This is a genomic window from Candidatus Abyssobacteria bacterium SURF_5, assembly GCA_003598085.1.
In the GTDB taxonomy this organism is placed as follows: domain Bacteria; phylum Abyssobacteria; class SURF-5; order SURF-5; family SURF-5; genus SURF-5.
On record QZKU01000015.1, the window covers coordinates 1 to 16,273 of the forward strand.

At 56.7% G+C, this 16,273-nt stretch carries 15 protein-coding genes; 3 read left to right on the forward strand and 12 right to left on the reverse strand.

The window, feature by feature from the left end:
• Nucleotides 1-261: 261 nt before the first annotated feature.
• From C4520_01425 to C4520_01465, 9 genes are all read right to left on the reverse strand, one after another.
• Nucleotides 262-1,815 (reverse strand): hypothetical protein, encoded by a 1,554-nt coding sequence (locus tag C4520_01425; GenBank protein RJP25965.1) that lies wholly within the window; start codon nt 1,813-1,815, stop codon nt 262-264.
• 4 nt (nt 1,816-1,819) lie between these two features.
• Entirely contained in the window at nt 1,820-3,124 is a 1,305-nt protein-coding gene (locus C4520_01430) for a (Fe-S)-binding protein (protein ID RJP25978.1), read from the reverse strand.
• A gap of 110 nt (nt 3,125-3,234) precedes the next feature.
• Nucleotides 3,235-3,882: a nitrate reductase gene (locus C4520_01435; protein ID RJP25966.1), complete on the reverse strand. Its 648-nt coding sequence runs from the start codon at nt 3,880-3,882 to the stop codon at nt 3,235-3,237.
• Between the two features lie 20 nt (nt 3,883-3,902).
• Nucleotides 3,903-5,219 carry a WD40 repeat domain-containing protein gene (locus C4520_01440; protein ID RJP25967.1) on the reverse strand — a complete coding sequence of 439 codons (1,317 nt, stop codon included), beginning with the start codon at nt 5,217-5,219 and terminating at the stop codon, nt 3,903-3,905.
• Nucleotides 5,220-5,231: 12 nt separating this feature from the next.
• Nucleotides 5,232-5,456 carry a hypothetical protein gene (locus tag C4520_01445; GenBank protein ID RJP25968.1) on the reverse strand — a complete coding sequence of 75 codons (225 nt, stop codon included), beginning with the start codon at nt 5,454-5,456 and terminating at the stop codon, nt 5,232-5,234.
• An 18-nt stretch (nt 5,457-5,474) separates the two neighbouring features.
• Nucleotides 5,475-6,716 carry a molybdopterin oxidoreductase gene (locus C4520_01450; protein ID RJP25979.1) on the reverse strand — a complete coding sequence of 414 codons (1,242 nt, stop codon included), beginning with the start codon at nt 6,714-6,716 and terminating at the stop codon, nt 5,475-5,477.
• Between the two features lie 25 nt (nt 6,717-6,741).
• The gene (locus C4520_01455) at nt 6,742-7,491 is read right to left on the reverse strand and encodes a 4Fe-4S dicluster domain-containing protein (protein RJP25969.1); all 750 of its coding nucleotides are present in this window, start codon (nt 7,489-7,491) and stop codon (nt 6,742-6,744) included.
• A gap of 4 nt (nt 7,492-7,495) precedes the next feature.
• Nucleotides 7,496-9,850, reverse strand: coding sequence for a hypothetical protein (locus C4520_01460; protein RJP25970.1), 2,355 nt, complete (start codon nt 9,848-9,850; stop codon nt 7,496-7,498).
• 35 nt (nt 9,851-9,885) lie between these two features.
• On the reverse strand, nt 9,886-10,524 hold the full coding sequence (locus C4520_01465; GenBank protein RJP25971.1) for a cytochrome C: 639 nt from the start codon (nt 10,522-10,524) through the stop codon (nt 9,886-9,888).
• Nucleotides 10,525-10,550: 26 nt separating this feature from the next.
• Here C4520_01465 and C4520_01470 point away from each other — a divergent pair, with 26 nt between their 5' ends.
• The 3 genes from C4520_01470 to C4520_01480 are packed head-to-tail and all read left to right on the forward strand — an operon-like array spanning nt 10,551 to nt 12,467.
• Complete coding sequence (locus tag C4520_01470) at nt 10,551-10,835, forward strand: hypothetical protein (GenBank protein RJP25972.1); 285 nt, start codon at nt 10,551-10,553, stop codon at nt 10,833-10,835.
• Nucleotides 10,836-10,877: 42 nt separating this feature from the next.
• Nucleotides 10,878-11,873 (forward strand): DUF1847 domain-containing protein, encoded by a 996-nt coding sequence (locus C4520_01475; protein ID RJP25973.1) that lies wholly within the window; start codon nt 10,878-10,880, stop codon nt 11,871-11,873.
• Between the two features lie 33 nt (nt 11,874-11,906).
• Nucleotides 11,907-12,467, forward strand: a complete 561-nt coding sequence (locus tag C4520_01480; protein ID RJP25974.1) for a universal stress protein — start codon at nt 11,907-11,909, stop codon at nt 12,465-12,467.
• Nucleotides 12,468-12,844: 377 nt separating this feature from the next.
• On the opposite strand, the gene C4520_01485 is transcribed toward C4520_01480, so the two are convergent.
• The 3 genes from C4520_01485 to C4520_01495 form a co-directional block, all read right to left on the reverse strand.
• The gene (locus C4520_01485; GenBank protein ID RJP25975.1) at nt 12,845-14,185 is read right to left on the reverse strand and encodes a PAS domain-containing protein; all 1,341 of its coding nucleotides are present in this window, start codon (nt 14,183-14,185) and stop codon (nt 12,845-12,847) included.
• A gap of 253 nt (nt 14,186-14,438) precedes the next feature.
• Nucleotides 14,439-14,636 (reverse strand): hypothetical protein, encoded by a 198-nt coding sequence (locus tag C4520_01490; protein ID RJP25976.1) that lies wholly within the window; start codon nt 14,634-14,636, stop codon nt 14,439-14,441.
• Nucleotides 14,637-14,730: 94 nt separating this feature from the next.
• A complete protein-coding gene (locus C4520_01495) occupies nt 14,731-15,900 on the reverse strand; it encodes an ArsR family transcriptional regulator (protein ID RJP25977.1) in 1,170 nt (389 codons plus the stop codon).
• Nucleotides 15,901-16,273 lie beyond the last annotated feature (373 nt).

The window sequence follows — 16,273 nt, forward strand, 5'->3', positions numbered from 1 at the left end:
AGCATTTCCAAACGCGCCTTCGGATTCCATGACAACCGATATTTTACTCTTAAAGTCATACAGGCATTCTCAGGCAACAACTAAATCGGAGAAGAACCAAATTTTCTTTGTGCCTTTGTGTCTTGGTGGTTGGTCGCGATAGGTTCCAGGTTTCAAGTTCAAGGTTCCAAGTCTGAAGATAAGAGAGATCCTTCCCCCGCGAGGCGCGGGAGAAAAAGAGACCACAGGCGGGACGCCTGTGCCACCAAAGAAGAAGATCCCCTAATCGATCTGCTCGTTCCCGTTTGGAGCGAGGCGCGCCGATCTCAGGTGCTCGCCGGACGGGATGATCGTCTCCCGTTCTTCGTGACATTTCGTGCAGGTGACCGGACCGCTCCCCATGCTCCGGTGGCATCCCATGCACATGCGGTGATACGCGCTGATCAGCCTCGGCTTGGTGAGCTTCATGAAGTCCATCGGCTCGCCGTGACACGTGAAGCATGCCGGCTTCTCCTTTTCCGGCCCGTGATGATGGCAGGAGTCGCAGTCCTCGATCATCTTCGTGTGCTGCTGATGCGGGAACTTGACGGGCAGATATTTGTTTGACGCGCGCGCGATGATGGACACTTCCGGTCCCTTATCGGCATCGGCCGGCTCCGCGGACACAACCTCTACCGACGCGCCGAGCTCTCCCTTGTGACATCCTCTGCAGGTGACCGGGCTTTCTTCCTTTTTCGAGACCTCCTTGTTCTTCTCGATGTGGCAGCCGATGCAACTCGATGACGTCTCCTTGTCATGATAAAGCTTGTCGGCCTGCACGCATCCGGGACGAATGGTGATCTCCGCTTTCCGGTGGCACTCCTCGCAGGATGAAGCCGTCTCGGTGAACCGCAGGTCCATCGACACCAGCGTCTTGACGTGGTAATTGTGACAAGATTTGTTGCATTCCTGCTTCGGATCGTGCTTCTCGTGATCGAACGGGACCGCAGGCAGAATCGCGCCGGGATACGAGATCAGCAATTGCTTCGGTCGCTCCTGGTACGTCCGCGCAACGATCTCCTTCGGCTCGGGCACGCGCGGCTTCGCTTCGGGGCGATGACATCCATTGCAGGAATACGGGTCCAGCTTTATCCTGCCTTCCTGATACTCCTTCTCATGACAGCCGATGCAGCTCGAATGCCCGACCTTTCGGAGCGTTTCCCGGTTCCCCTCCGGTGTATCCTTATGGCAGTTACCGCAGCGCTCCTCCTGCCCTTTGACATACACCAGTTGCTTCAGCTTCTCGTCGTACTGATGATGGCAGGTGTCGCACCCTTTCTCCATCGCGTCAATATGCGGGAAATGATCGAAAATGGGCTGATACCATTCCTCGACAAGCTGACCTGTCTCGACGTGGCACTCGCCGCAGCCGAGCGCTCGCACTTTCTTGCCTGTCTCCGTCGCGCCCTCATAATGGCATGCATAACATTTCTCATGATAGGCGTCACGAAGCTGCCCTCTGTCCGGAATCTGCCGCCAATCGACATACTGATATGAAACCGTCCCTTCCTCATCGGCTGCATGACAAGCGCGGCAGCCTTCTTCCTTCAGTTCGTCCGCATGCTTCTTATGGTCGAAGATCACCGCCGCCCGCTCGATCGGGCCGAAAACCTCGGGCTGCGCCATCAGCACGCGCGCCTCGATGACGTTATCTGCGGCGGTTTCAGAGGCGGACGCGGCCGCATTGGTCGATGTGCCTTCGGCGGGGCTTCCGCATTGTGCCAGCACGACCATAGACAAACAACAGACGGCTGCAACTGCGAGAACGATTATCCATTGGCGGCGCATTTTCTTCATCCTTCTATGCCAGTAAGTGTTGGGGTTTTTCAATGCTTTCGATCAAGATGTCGGCGATGAACTTGGTGTGCATTCCCAATTTATAGAAACTGATGATCTGTTCGATGCCGCTGTGACAGTTGTGGCAGGGCGTGACAACGTATTTCGCGCCGGTCGCCTTCAATTGCTCGGCCTTCACGCGATTGCTGACCGCCCTGGATTTCGTCCACGGCGGGCCGCAGTTGATCGTGCCGCCGCCTGCCATGCAGCAGTAATTATGCTCGAACCGCGGATCGACGTCGCGAAAATCCTCGCACATCTCGTTCATGATGTAACGAAGCTGATGGTGCAATCCTTTCCCGCGGACCGTGTTGCACGGGTCCTGCACCGTGACCGGCTCCTTGAACTTCTTTATGATCTTGATTCTTCCGGTGGTCAGCAGTTCATAGTACCACTCGATCGCGTGAATGAGCGGGACCGGCGGGAACCTCCACGACAACCATTTCGGGCCGTCGTAGGCGCCGCCGCGGAACGCGTGGCCGCATTCGCCCATCACGATCTTCTTGACTTTCAGGCGCAACGCGGTATCGTAATGCAGGCGCTCCACCCGGGCCATCGTCTCGAAGTCGCCCGAATACATCGCCATGTTGCTGTTGTCCCAGCCATCGGTCGCCGGCATTGTCCAATCGACGCCGGCCACCGTCATGATCTGCGACATATACGAGAGGAGCTGCGCAAGAATCTTCGGTTCGGGCGCGATCACCGAGTACATCACCTCGGCGCCTTCCTTATCCAGCGGGATGCGCGCCTTCGCCATCTCCATCTGCGCCTCTTCCTCCTGCCACTGGAGCGTATCGATCCATTCGTCCTGCTGCACCCACATCTGATTCATTGTGGCCGCATGGCTGTTGGTCGTGTCCTGGAGGTAAGCCGGCACCACGTTGAGCAGGTTTAGCATGCGGCGCACGACCAGCAACATATATGCGATATCGATCCCGAACGGGCAGTACATGCTGCATCGGCGGCACACGCCGCACTCGGTATACACGATGCGGGCGGCGTTCTTTATGAATTCCGCATCCACTTTGCCCTTGCGCTTCACCATCTCCCACAACGTGTTTTTCACTTTTCCGACCGGCGAAAAGTTCGGGTCCCTGTCACGCGACAGGAAGGTATGGCACGCCTCGGAGCAGAGTCCGCAGTGAACGCACGTAGTAAGATACGCCTTCATCCGTGCGCCTTCGCCCTTGAGCACCTGGTTGATCGTCTTCTCTATCTGCTGGGGCGTCAGCTTCTTGATCGTCTCGTCCAGCCCCGGGTCCTTCACCATCTGCTCCGGCGTCAATTTGCTCCGGGCCTGCTCAGGAGCCGCCACCGCGACGGGCTGGTCATTTTTGGGTTCGGCCATACCAGATAACCTCCATTTCAAAGCTCAGCAAGTCACCAGTCTCGCGCATTCCTGACGAAACCGAACTCCGAGCCCATATACATTCTTGTGAAGACGAAATACAGCATATGCGCCAGGCGCGTAAAAGGAATCGCGATCAGCCACAGCACGCCTGTAACGATGTGCAGAATAACCATAGTCTTGTACGCGAAGAATTGATGATGCGCGATAAAGCCGGTGGCGAAAGGCGCCAGCACCACCGCAATCAGCAGATAATCGGAATAATCGGTGACGTTTCTCACCTCGGGCAGCCTGATGCGCCTCGCGATAAAGAACACGCCCCCGATCAGCACCATGATGGTCATGATATCCGCCGCCAGCGGCGGAAGAGTCCACCACGAAAGGCCAATAGCCTCCCGCAGCATCACCACGTGAGCCGTCAGCAAGACCGGCGTCGCAATCAGGCAGATATGGAATAAAAAAGTGACGACGGTCATCACCGGGTGCTTCCTCATGTTCACGCTTGCGAACGGAACTATCCAGTGCAGAAGCGAGCGCAACCCGTACTTCAGGCTCATGTAGGGGTAAACAACCCGATCTTTCCGGGCGGTCACGAACATCCACCCCAGACGATAGGCGCAGCCGCCGGCGAAGACGATGAATGCCAGCCAAACCAGTGGACCGCTCACAAATTCAAACATTTCGATTCTCCTGTATTGCTTTAGAGCAATTCCACAATTTCAACAATGCGGCGGATATATTTGCCGTCCTCAACACCGCGAACGAGGATTTTCCCGCCATCCGGACTGAACACCGGCTCCCACAGCATCTGGAAATTCTTCCGCCACAATCTGCCGTTTATGGCGATCGAGAACCTGCCGCCTCGTTCAACTTTGGCGATGACTATTTTGCTGTCGGGGCTGAACGCCGGATTCCACACCATCTCGAATGTTTCGGTCCACGGCTCGCCGTTCACCGCAATCGTCCATCGATTGTCTTCCTTCACGATCGCCGCCACGCGCTTGCTGTCGGGCGAGAAGAACGGCTCGAGAACGCAATCGCTGTAGGTCTTCTCCCACGCGACATCGTCAACGGCAATTGTCCATTTTCCAAAAATCGGAGCCGCAACCGCGGCGATACGGCTTCCATCCGGGCTGATCTTCTGGCGCCAGAGCTGATCATACTCTCCGCTCCAGAGCCTGTGCCCGTCCTCGACGAGCACCCACGACTTGCCCACACGCGCCGGAACGAGCACGGATCCGCCTTCGGGACGAAAGAGCGGTTCCCAGATACAGCCAAACGTCTGCTGCCATGGCCGCCCATCTTTCACTATCGTGTATTCGCAGGTGCCGAGCCGAACCTCGGCCGCCAGATGGCGTCCGTCGGAATTGAAAGCGGGCTCGTACACATTGATAAAGTTTCGATCCCACTGCTTGTCATTGACCGCGATCGTCCACGTGCCGTCCATGAAACCGAAAATGTCCGCTTCTTTCAAAGGAACCGGCTGCACGATGGCCGCAACTTTTTCGCCGCCCGGACTCACGGCGATTCCCCGGCAGGACACATATGAATTGGTCCACGACGCGCCGTTTACGACCACGCTGTACTGCATGTCGCGCTTCGTCTGGGCCGCGATCGTGCCGCCGTCGGCGCTGAAAATCGTGTTCCAGATATACTCGAAGCGTTCCTCCCAGGGCTCGCCCTCGACCGCAACGGTCCACGCATCGTCTGCGCGTACGAGCGCCGTGAGCCTTCCGTCCGGCGAGAACCTGATGTACCATGCCTTCTCGAAAGCCTGCTCCCACGGCTCGCCGTTCACGCATATCGTGTACTGCCCGTCCTCGGTTTTCACCGGCACGGCAATCCGCTCTCCGTCCGGGCTGACGGAAAACTCATGCACCTCGGGAAATCGCTCCCTCATCTCGACGAGATCGGCAATCGCTTTTTCCGAAGTTTCCCAGTCCCAGGAGTCCATCCCGGGTACCGCGGGCTTCACCACCGGCTCGGCCGTCTTTGCGTTAACAGAAGAGGCATTCATCCTTCTTTGTCCTCATTTCTTTTCGGAGACTTCCACCGCATTTTCAGCGACATCATTCGCGGCAGAAGCTTCTCCGTTTGATTTGCCATTCGATTTCATATCCCGGTACACCTCGGTCACCGACCGCGCCGCAACAAAGAGCAGGCTGGTCAAAACCACGATGACCACCGAATAGAACGCGCCGAAGAAAATCATGTGGCCGGCGTCCCACCTGAACTCGAAGACCGTCGGAAACATCGCGTTATCCTCCTGATATCAGTTATTCAATTCATGCTCTCGCGGGAACAGGTGCAGATATCTATACGAAAGAGAGTAGACAATCCCCCCATATCCGAAAACAGCAAGTGCGACCGTCCATTCCTGCCATGTGGGGTAATACGTCATGAACCGCTCGAACGGCAGCACCGGAATCGAGAGCGTCTGAATCGTCATGACAAACCGGTTCAGCACGACTCCCAAACAGATAAACAGGCATCCGAAAACGAGCGAGATGTCGTAATCGCGCGCTCGCGGGATCAGCAGCAAGACCGCCGGCACGAGCCCGAACACAAACAATTCGAGGAACAGGATCTCCATCCCGTACGGCCCTTCATAGAACTTTGTGAACCTGAAACCGCTTGCCGGCACAGTCACGTTCGCCCAGTAAATGGTGTCGGCCGCCTTTAATACGAGATACACTGCAAACAAAGTCGCCGACAATTTCGCAAGCCGCGACAGCGTCGAGCGAGGCACCAGCTTTCTTCCCGTCACCTTTTGCGTCAGCCAGACCACCAGCGTCGTCAAAGCCGGGCCCGATGCGACCGCGGAAAGGATGAACAGAAAAAACGTCCACGGCCAGATGCCGATGCCGGTCCGATACGAGAACGGGCGCGCGTACAGCACGCCGAACATCCCGCCGAGCGACCCCTGATGGAAGAACGAAAGGAATGCGCCTACGAGCGCGAAGACCGCCATGATGCCGTGCAGGTTCTCGCCGAGATATTTGAACAGAGGAAGCCGGCTGAGCGTCCTGTTCTCGGTGATCAGCGGAACGAACTCGATCGTGAGCACGAACAGATAACACGTGATGCAGAAAATGACTTCGGTCAGCATCGAATGCACGTTGGCGTGCATGAAACTGAAATAGCCCCTGAGCGGCTGGCCGATGTCGATGGTCAGCATGCCGACCGCACCGCTGTAGCAGATGAAACCGATCACCACGGCGGCCCCGATCAGGTCCTTCAAGAAATCCAGCTTCAGAATGTAAAACAGGAATCCGCTGAAGAAGGCGCCGGCGCCGAGTGCGATGATGGCGAGGTCCACGCAAATCCACAGCCCGAACACGAAATAGTTGTTCATGCCGGTCTGATTCAATCCCTTCCACAGGCACAGAAATGCGCCGAGCACTCCAAGCGCCAGCAACAGCGCCCAAAAGCTCAGCCAGATTAGAAATTTCTTCGTCGAGCAGCGCTCCAGCTTGAAATGTTCGTGGTGCTCGACCGCGTGTTCGAGTGTGATATGTTCGACAAGTTCTGTCATGGTTTCAACTCAATTTCGTTGCCGTTTCTTTGACCCAGATGCGGGAGCTGAGATAATAGACCTTCGGCTCGGTATGCAACTGTTCGAGCAGCCGGAACGCGCGCGGGCTATGGGCAAGCTGAGCCACTTTGTGCTCGGGATCGTTCAGATCGCCGAAATGCATCGCGCCGACCGGACACGCCTCGACGCACGCCGGCACGTACTCGTCCTCTCTCAGGTAATTCCGCGCCTCATTCTGGGCCTTGTTCTTCGCCTTGAGATACCGGTGTGAGCAGAACGTGCATTTCTCGACCACTCCGCGCATGCGCGGGGCGACATCGGGATTCAACTGCCGCTTCATCTCGGCGGGCCACACCGGGTCCCACCAGTTGAAGCAGCGAACCATGTACGGGCAAGCCGCCATGCAATAGCGGCAGCCGATGCAGCGCGTGTTGATCTGATCGACGATGCCGGTGCTCGCGTCGTAGTTGGTTGCGCTCGCGGGACAGACCGAAACGCACGGCGTGTGATGGTCGCATTGCATGCACGGCCGCGCGAAATAGGCCGCGCGCGCCTTCGGGTAGCTCTCGCCGTTGTTCACCCGATATACGCGCATCCACGCGATGTTCCTTGATTTGTCGCTCTCGTCAACGCGAAACGGGACGTTGTTCTCCATATGGCAAGCCACTGCGCACGCGCCGCAGCCGGTGCATAAGTCCACGTCTATAACCATGCCATATCGGACAGGCGCAATTTTCCCGTTCCCGTTGTTCATTTCATTACGCCTTTCTTATCTTGCCCGGTGTTTCACGGTAACAAAGCAAGCCGCTGACGGGGTCCTTGCCCGCGTCCAGCAACTGATACGCGTTCACGCCCTTGTTGCGAAGGAATTGATCGTAGGCGCTGTGGCCGAAGCCCAGAGGAAACAGCACCACGCCCTCGCGCACGTCAGCGGAACAATGGATGCGCACGCTCACTTTTCCGCGCGGCGACTCCAAGACCACCCTGTCTCCCTCCTCGAGCCGCTTGTAGATCGCGGTGAGCGGATTGATCCGCACGGAGAGTTCCTCTTTCAGCAAAACGTTGTCGTGCACCTGCTTGAGCAGGAAAGGAGGTGTGCCCTGGCCGGCGCCGGCAACAATTACCAACTCCTCCGGCATGATGAGCAGATCGAAGCCTTCCGGCGGCAACGCCGGCGCCACATAATGCGGCTGGCATTCGATGTCGCCGCTGAAAGGAAGCGTCGCCTGCAGCGTCTTGCTGTAGAACTCGAATTTGCCGGTCGGGGTTCGTGTCTTGATCGCATGGTCGACGGGCGGCTCGAACCAGCACCCGTTCTTGTACAGAGCCCGCCAGAAAACGGAAAAAGTCGGATATCGCTCATGCAGAGATTTCGCCGCGCCGGTCGACTCCGCCTCCGGGTCATTCACCTTTCCGCGCCCGGCCTCATAAATCGATTCGGCGCGCCCCTTGAGAATCTCGGCAAATGAATTCCACGGGAATGATTCCGCCACCGATCCGCCAAGCGCATGGGCGACCTGGATGACGATGTCGCCCGCGCCCATCGTGTCGAACAGGGGATTTGAAAGCGGGCGGCTCAGATTGTAAACCGGCTGCGGGAAGCCCTCGATGCCGATTTGATCGTCCCATCTCTCGAACGGCGCAGGCAGGGGAAGAATCAGGTCCGCGCGCGTGGCGCTCTCGTCCATGTACGTCGACAGGCTGACGATATACGGGACTTTTACAAAGAGATCCGAATGCCGCTCCGGCAGGACATAGTGCGGGTTCGTCTCGTGTATCAGCAGCATCTCGATCTGGCGCGCGTCGATGTCGTGAATCAAAGAGTGCGTCAGCGGGTAGCGCGAGCTGTCGGCGCCGTCGCACCGGGCCAGCCGAAGTCCGCGCTCGGCCTCCGCATCCTTCTTCACCGGCGGGAGTGATTCGAACGGCGGTTGCCCCTGGTGGACAAAGCCGCCGGCCTTGTCCATGTTGCCCACAAGCGCATTGAGGCTGTGGATCGCCATCAGCGCGTACATATCCGGCCATCGGTCGCCGCGACCTCCGCCGCCAACGGCTATGGCAGGCTGCAGCGAAGCGAATCGATGCGCAAGCTTCTCGATTTCTCGCGCGGGAACTTTCGTAATCTTTTCAACCGCCTGCGGCGAGTATCTCGCCATCACGTTCGATTCGAATCCCGCACGCAGGTTTCCGCTGATGTCCTTCCAATCCTTGAAGCCGAAACAGCGGTGCTCGATAAACGGCCTGTCATGCAGCCGGTCGCGGATCAGAACATGCGCAATTCCGAGCGCAAGCGCGGCCTCCGTTCCGGGATAAATCGGAATCCAGCGGTCAGCCTGGTTCGCGGTGCTCGAGAGGTTCGGCTCGATCTGAATGATTTCCGGCCGTTTCCCCTCAGGATGGTGCATCCAGCCCGAATACGCGTGCAACATCCGCCCGAACGAGCCCCACCCCTCGAAGAGGCTGCATCCAAAACTGAGGATGCAGCGGCTGTTTTCTATGTCGTAAGCGACGGCGTTCGTGCCGTGCATGATTCCGTACATGACTTCGGCGCCGTCCGCCGGCGAATAGGCATGAATGAAATTGGGCGAGCCGACCGACTCCAAAAACCGCTCGAGAAGCTGATTGACGGTGCTGTTGTCATTGCGCGAGATGCAGGCGAGCGCATGCGATTTCTCCGAGGCGCGCAGTACGGATATCCTTCCGGCAAGCTCTCGTATCGCCTCTTGCCAGGAGATCTTCTCCAATGATGCGCCCCGTGCGGCGCGTCTCAATGGAGTTTCAATCCTGGAAGGGCCATACACCATTTGCAGCGATGCGACACCGAGCGGGCAGAGCGACCCGCGGTTGACGGGATGATCGGCGTTTCCATCCACCCGAACCAGCCGGTCGTTCACCTTGCGCACGGAGACGCCGCAGCCGGCGCCGCACATCCTGCAGACGCTGTTTTCCCGCGACGGATCGCCCGGCAGCGGAGTCGGCACCCACGACCAGTTCTGCGTCCAGAACGCGACGTCGCGCAGAAGGTACCACGGCGCCGGCGACAGCATCAGCCCCATCGCCGCCCCTCCTGCGACCGACATCCCCATCATGAATTTTCGTCTGTCGATTTCCACGTCTATTTCCTTTGCCGCTCCAACGTCACGCCGACCTATTTATGACAAATGAAACATGCAGTGCTCGTCCCGCGCGCGCGGTGGCACGAGGCGCATTCGTCCATCCGCATCGTCCCCCACACCTTCTTCCCTTTTTCACTCATGATGGTGAACGCGTTCAATGGGACGCGCGAATCGTACATGACGTAGCTGTAGTTCGTGATCCGGTTCGAATGGTACTCGGTAACGTCGGAATAGCCCTGCGGGCCGTGGCACGTCTGGCATGAGATGCTCGCCATCCGAACGTGCGAGGAATGCGAGAACGAGACGCATTCGGGCTGCCGGTTGTAAATCGCCCATTTCGGCTCGCGGTTCCTCTTCACGTATTCGTTGACGAACCTGATCTCCGCCGGCGTTGTCCCTATCGGCTCCTCGTGGCAGTCCGCGCAGATTTCCAGCGCCGGCAAACCCGCCCAGCTTCCGTCCTCGTGGAAGAAGTGGCAGGTGTCGCACGCCAGACCCAGCTTCTCCACGTGCAGAGGATGATTATCATCAACCGGCTGCATCCGCGTCTCATAACTCAGCTTCGGCAACACCAGCCAGCCAAGCACAAGAAACGCGACGAAGCCTGCGAGCACCAGGGCGGCCGCCATTCCGAACGTCTTCTGCGCATCTGTCAGGTTTCTCACGTGCATATGGTATTCACCTTTCGTCGCAGTATATGTTCGGCAAAAACTGTGCCATCGATGCGCGCAAGGTGACAAGCGACTGCAAATCACACGATATTGCTAGCAAAACAATGGAATGCCGCACTGCGTCATACATTCTTTCCGCCTGCATTCGCATCGTTGCCGTGGCGTGTTCTCCGGCAACGCGACGTTGCATGCAACGAAACCTGCAACGAGAAGGCCGCCTCAGAAGGCCGGCGAAAAAGAGAGACGCACATCGAACGCTTCAAATGAATATACGGCATTTTCCGGTTCCGCTCGTGCGCGCCGGCGACTGAAAACGCTTGGCATAGTTATTGCCCTGATATGTCATCGCCAAAATGCGTGGATGCGTAACGGCGGCATCTTTGAATCGACTGAGGGAATCAATTGTGAAGGTGGCTGTTCCTCTTTTCGGGACGCGGGTTTCGCCCCGATGGTCCTATTCGCAGAACACGTTGCTCGTTCATCTCGCCGACGACCGCGAGGTCTCGAGGAGAATGATCGATACCTCCGGCTTGAGCGAGGAAGAACGGCTTTCCCAACTCGTTGACCTCGAGGTCGACCTCTTCGTCTGCGGCGCGATCGAAGAGGAATACATCGACCTCGCGGGCTCCTACGGACTGCAGGTTGTCCATAACGTTGCAGCCGAGGCCGATGAAGTCGTTGCAGCCGCGCTGCGCGGCAAGTTGCACAGTGGATTCGGGCTGGACGGCGATATGGCCGAAGACGCCGCCCAAGCGGGCAAGCTCCTGGCGCGAGTGCGCCCGAAGATCGATTGCGTCGAGTGCGCCGACCGCGTATGCCTGAAGGGGGCAAACTGCACCAGCGAATTCGGAGATGTTTTCCCGGTCGAAAAATACGCGAAGCTGCATCATTCGATGGAGGTGACCGCGGATATCGCGGCTGAGAATCATCGCAGACTGTGCCGTGTCGCCGAATTCATCTACTATTGCCTCGGGATGGAATACAAACATGTGGGCATTGCGTTCTGTGTCGAGATGTTCCAGGAGACCGAAATACTCACGCGCCTGATGCGCCGGTTCTTCAAGGTGAGTCCCGTCTGTTGCAAGGTCGGCGGCTATATGAAGCCGGACTTCTATACATCCTCGAACGGCGTCGCCTGCAATCCGATCGGGCAGGCGCGCGTTTTAAACGGGATCGAGACTGATATCAACGCCCTCGTGGGCTTGTGCGTCGGCTGCGACCTCATCTTCACGCGGTACAGCAAAGCGCCGGCATCAACGTTATTCGTCAAGGATAAATCTCTGGCCAACAACCCCGTGAGCGCCCTGTACTCCAAGTACTACATCGACGAGATATTGAAGGAGCTGTGAGCGCGCAAGACAGGATCCGGAAGGAGGATTCTTATGACGACCGTAGGATTGGACAGCGTCGGGCTCTGCGCCCATTTCTCGGAAAAAGGCGATTGGGCATTTGACTTTGCGTTCGCGCTGGCGCAAAAGAACAAGTGTCAGTTGAACATTTTCTACTTCCTCAGATCTCCGTACGAAAGATATTCCGAACCGCCCAACCAAGGAAGAAAACTGGATGATCAAATCCTCATCGCAACCGACCGAAAGCTCCGGGAATACTACGACAAATGCCTGGGCGAGTACGTCGACGTCGGCTTCAAGGTCTGCGAGGAGAGCAGGCACGCGAAGGAACTGAGGACGTGCCTGATGCATCGCGAGTATCAGTTGCTGATCATTCCTCACCTGGAGAAAGGCATCACGTTCGGCAATATCCCGATCGAGGAATTCGCGTACCGGTTCACCGCGCCGGTCGTGCTGGTGGGACCCGACAGGCCGAACCAGTACCATCTGAATCCGTCGGCAACCCTGCTGGCCGACAAGCTGGGCCTGAGCCAGGACGATTTCCACGAGATCTATCTCGATGAGATCGGGAAAGCCCCGGCCGCTTTGTCGTAATCGGAGCACAGTCCCACGAGTTGCAAGGGGCTTCTCCCAGCCTTTATCCCCCCTTTATCAAAGGGGGACCAAAGGGGTGCCATCCAGGAGCGCGGAACAAAACAATGATTCCCGATGGAGGGGCACGGCGGGCCGTGCCCGAAAAGGCGTGGCGACGCCAGAAGTTTCCCCCTTTATCAAAGGGGTACTGAGGGGGAATTTACATGCGGCACAGGTGGTCGGCGTTCTCTGCGCCTTTGCGGTGAAAAAAGCCAGTCAAGACGGCGAGGGCTCTTCGTGCCTCCGGGCCTTCGTGGTTAATCTTTAATCCAAAACATGTCTCAGACCCCGATCCGGGATCCAAAATTGAAAATCCAAAATCCTCTGGCGCTCCCCTTCTACTCTATCCCGTACTTCTCCATTTTCCGCCACAGCGTCGCCCGGTGCATTCCCAGCTCTTCCGCCGTTTTCACGCGGTTCCCTTCATTCCGCGCGAGCGCCTCGCGAATGATCGATTCCTCCGAGCTGCTGCCATGGCACAAACGGGAGGCGCCGTTCTCCTTCTTCTGCGCCGCCTCCAGTATCCGGTCGGGCAGATGCTCGAGCCCGATCACGTTCTTCCTGCAAATGACGAATGCGTGCTCGATCGCGTTCTCGAGCTCGCGTACGTTCCCGGGAAAATCGTAGCGCCGCAGAAGATTCAGGACTTCTGTCGTTACTCCCTGGATATCCTTCTTTCGTTTCGATCGAAACTTCTCCACGAAATAATCGATCAATAGCGGAAGATCCTCGAGCCGCTCCCGCAACGGAGGAATCTGGATATTGATCACATTGATGCGGTAGAAAAGGTCCTCGCGAAATGCCGATTGCTCGACCATCTGCTTGAGGTCCCTGTTCGATGAGGTGATGATGCGGGCGTCCGTCTGCAGCATCCGCGTCGAGCCCAGCGGCTGATATTCGCCATTGTTCAGCACCCTGAGCAGCTTCACCTGCAGAGACAACGGCATATCGCCGATCTCGTCCAACAACAGTGTGCCGCCTTGCGCCATGTAGAACAGGCCGGGCTTGTCCCGCTTCGCGTCGGTGAATGCGCCGCGCACATAGCCGAAGAGTTCCGACTCGAGCAGCGTCTCGGGAAGAGCGGCGCAATTGATGCGGATATACGATTTATGTTTGCGGGGACTCAGGTCGTGCAACGCCTGCGCCAGCAGTTCCTTGCCCGACCCGCTCGGCCCCTGGATGAGCACATTGCATTCCGACTCGGCGATCTCCGGCAGCAGCTTGAAGATCCGCTGCATCTTCTCGTTGCAGCTCACCAGGTTCTCGAACCGGTTGATCTTCGACACCTGGTCCTGCAGATTCTCGATCTCCGACAGGTCCCGGAAAAACTCGACCGCGCCGATGCAGGTCTTCTTCTCGTTGCGAAGAACCGTGGTGCTCACGCTGATCGGCACCTTGCGCCCGTCGCGCGTCACAATCGTTACCCGTACATTCGTGATCGGCTTTCCGTTCTGCAACGTGTTGCGAAGCGCGCAACCCGTCTGGCACAGGTCGGTCCGGAAAATGTCGAAACAGAATTTGCCGATGGCCTCCTCTCGCCTGAACCCCGAAATCTCCTCGGCCGCCCGATTAAAAGAAGTGATCCGACACTCGTGATCGGTCGTGAATACGCCGTCGGTGATGCTGTCGAAGATGATTGCTGAAATGTCCTTCTGGTCCTGCAATGAATCGTTTGCCATTGTGTTTCCATTTCTTGATCAAAAGTGGTCCCAAAACCCAGTTGCCCTCACAATAACATAAAGAGCACATAGCATGCCACTTCAAGGTTTTCGCGGGTAAACGGGTCTGTAACTCCTTGATGAGCAACCGACAATGCAACGAAGTGGCGGGTGCGACGCGACCTGCGACAGTCGCTGAAAGGTTGCGCGCATGCAACATTTGCAACGCGATTGAAGTTGCGCCACTGCAACGCCGTCGCACCCACGACATTCTTCATCCGCTGACTTCCAAGCGCGGAAAGCTTTCTGTCCTGATTTGTTGTGTAAGTCCATGATAACCATTCAGATAGATCCCTTCTTCCTTTTCAATCCAAAATCGAAATTTGGTTGCGGCTCCGCCGCGCTGTGGAATCTGCGGATTGCTCTCTTTGCCGGCGTTCGGCGGGTGAGAAAAGAAGCCGGGCGACCCCACCGGGTCGCCCCTACGGAAAGAAACGCGGCGGCGGCATCGTCCCGCCGTCAATATCGCAAACGCGGATCGCTCCTATGGTGCAGAAGTAAGACTCCTACGGAAGCGGCGGCCAATCCAACGGAACCAGGTGTGCTCTATAAATGGTATTGACGGTAAGCACCTGCATGTATTTATAGAAAAAGGGATTGATATACTCCCATACGATTTCGCCCTCGCTGGTGACCTGAAACAGGCGTCCTGATTCTCCTTCGTCAATGAAGGTGTTGCCATTGGGCAGACGCTGTGCTGAACTGATAAAAGCACTAAAAAATGTGTCCGGATGCCGCCCGGAGATGGCCGCAAGATATTTCCAGACCACCGTTTTCCGGACGGGGTCGATCTCGACCACCCGGGAATATAATCTGGCTTCCTCGGGATACCCGCCTCTTCCGCCATTGTCGAAGACGAGGATGTTTCCTGCACCCGGCAATCCGAGAGGGATCATCTTGGCGTCATGTTGCCCGATGGTCTGATTGTCGTCGGGTCCGCATTTCCAGACGATCGTGCCGGTGCTCTTGTCGATGATGAAGATGGTGTTGGTGTGCCTTTGGCTGACCAAAATATTTCCCGGCCTGAACCTCGGGTCGCCGAGCAGATTTTCAGGCAGAGTATGTATTGAATTGGTATGAGACCAGTCGCCTCCTCTCTCGTCAATCAAACGCCTCGCCAGAGCGCTGAACCCGAACTCGCTGAAGTGATCGCTCGTGTACCATTCCCAAACAATATTGCCCTGCGGATTAACTTCAATTATAAAGTCGTCCCATATTTCCTTTGAAGAGATGTCGGGGACGATTCGCAGTTTCCTGCATAACAGGAGAGTGTTCCCGTTTTCGAGCCGCTCGAAATCATGATGAACGACCAGCTCATTTTTATCAAACGAGACGCTCCAGACGAGATTACTATTCCAATCGAGCTCGACCAGGCCGGTCATGGTAGCCGTCTCTGCGGTTGAGAGAATCGATCCATTGTCCAAGGGCTCCATGTAATCAAGTGAATACGGGCCGCCGGTCCAGCTATGAACCACCTCGCCATCCATATCGACCAAAAGAATCTGATGTCCCGCCTGAAACATGAAGTAGCCCTCGAATGTTGTGGCAGGCTCGTGAATCGTGGTGCCCGTTGGATAAATCGTTGGAGAGGCATAGACGCGTGACAGCCCGAGAACGGCCAGCAAACCGAAGATAATGATCGCTGCAGCAAGGATTCTCCTGTCCAAAACCTTCATCGTGTTCCTCCTTCTCTGCTCTGGAGAAAATTCTGAATCTATAGGAATATACAGTCCTCCACTTCATCTGCACGCCCGCGCTCACTATCCTCAAATAATTGGCGCTATTGATGTCTTTGCGCTTAAATTAAATCATTTCACCGCCAACTCTGTCAAGAGGAAATCGGTTCAATTCTGTCAAGAGAAGCGATGTCCCGCAAGGTACTTTCTGAAGCTCTCCATGTATAAATGAGGTCTTTTGCGATAAGAGGACTTCGGGCGAAGTATCCGGAAAATCAGGGCTTACGCATCTAAATTCCGAGTAATTTCTGTAGGAAAGTTTGATCGAGGGCGGCTTTTGTTCTTTTTCTTCTGAGTGATAGCTTTGGTGTTT

Excerpts from the sequence above, each read along its gene's own strand:
- C4520_01435 (RJP25966.1), bottom strand. The coding sequence starts at position 3,882 with ATGTTTGAATTTGTGAGCGGTCCACTGGTTTGGCTGGCATTCATCGTC.
- C4520_01475 (RJP25973.1), top strand. The coding sequence starts at position 10,878 with ATGCGTGGATGCGTAACGGCGGCATCTTTGAATCGACTGAGGGAATCA.
- C4520_01455 (RJP25969.1), bottom strand. The coding sequence starts at position 7,491 with ATGAACAACGGGAACGGGAAAATTGCGCCTGTCCGATATGGCATGGTT.
- C4520_01465 (RJP25971.1), bottom strand. The coding sequence starts at position 10,524 with ATGCACGTGAGAAACCTGACAGATGCGCAGAAGACGTTCGGAATGGCG.
- C4520_01445 (RJP25968.1), bottom strand. The coding sequence starts at position 5,456 with ATGTTTCCGACGGTCTTCGAGTTCAGGTGGGACGCCGGCCACATGATT.
- C4520_01480 (RJP25974.1), top strand. The coding sequence starts at position 11,907 with ATGACGACCGTAGGATTGGACAGCGTCGGGCTCTGCGCCCATTTCTCG.
- C4520_01430 (RJP25978.1), bottom strand. The coding sequence starts at position 3,124 with ATGGTGAAGGACCCGGGGCTGGACGAGACGATCAAGAAGCTGACGCCC.
- C4520_01425 (RJP25965.1), bottom strand. The coding sequence starts at position 1,815 with ATGAAGAAAATGCGCCGCCAATGGATAATCGTTCTCGCAGTTGCAGCC.
- C4520_01440 (RJP25967.1), bottom strand. The coding sequence starts at position 5,219 with ATGAATGCCTCTTCTGTTAACGCAAAGACGGCCGAGCCGGTGGTGAAG.
- C4520_01485 (RJP25975.1), bottom strand. The coding sequence starts at position 14,185 with ATGGCAAACGATTCATTGCAGGACCAGAAGGACATTTCAGCAATCATC.
- C4520_01470 (RJP25972.1), top strand. The coding sequence starts at position 10,551 with ATGTTCGGCAAAAACTGTGCCATCGATGCGCGCAAGGTGACAAGCGAC.
- C4520_01495 (RJP25977.1), bottom strand. The coding sequence starts at position 15,900 with ATGAAGGTTTTGGACAGGAGAATCCTTGCTGCAGCGATCATTATCTTC.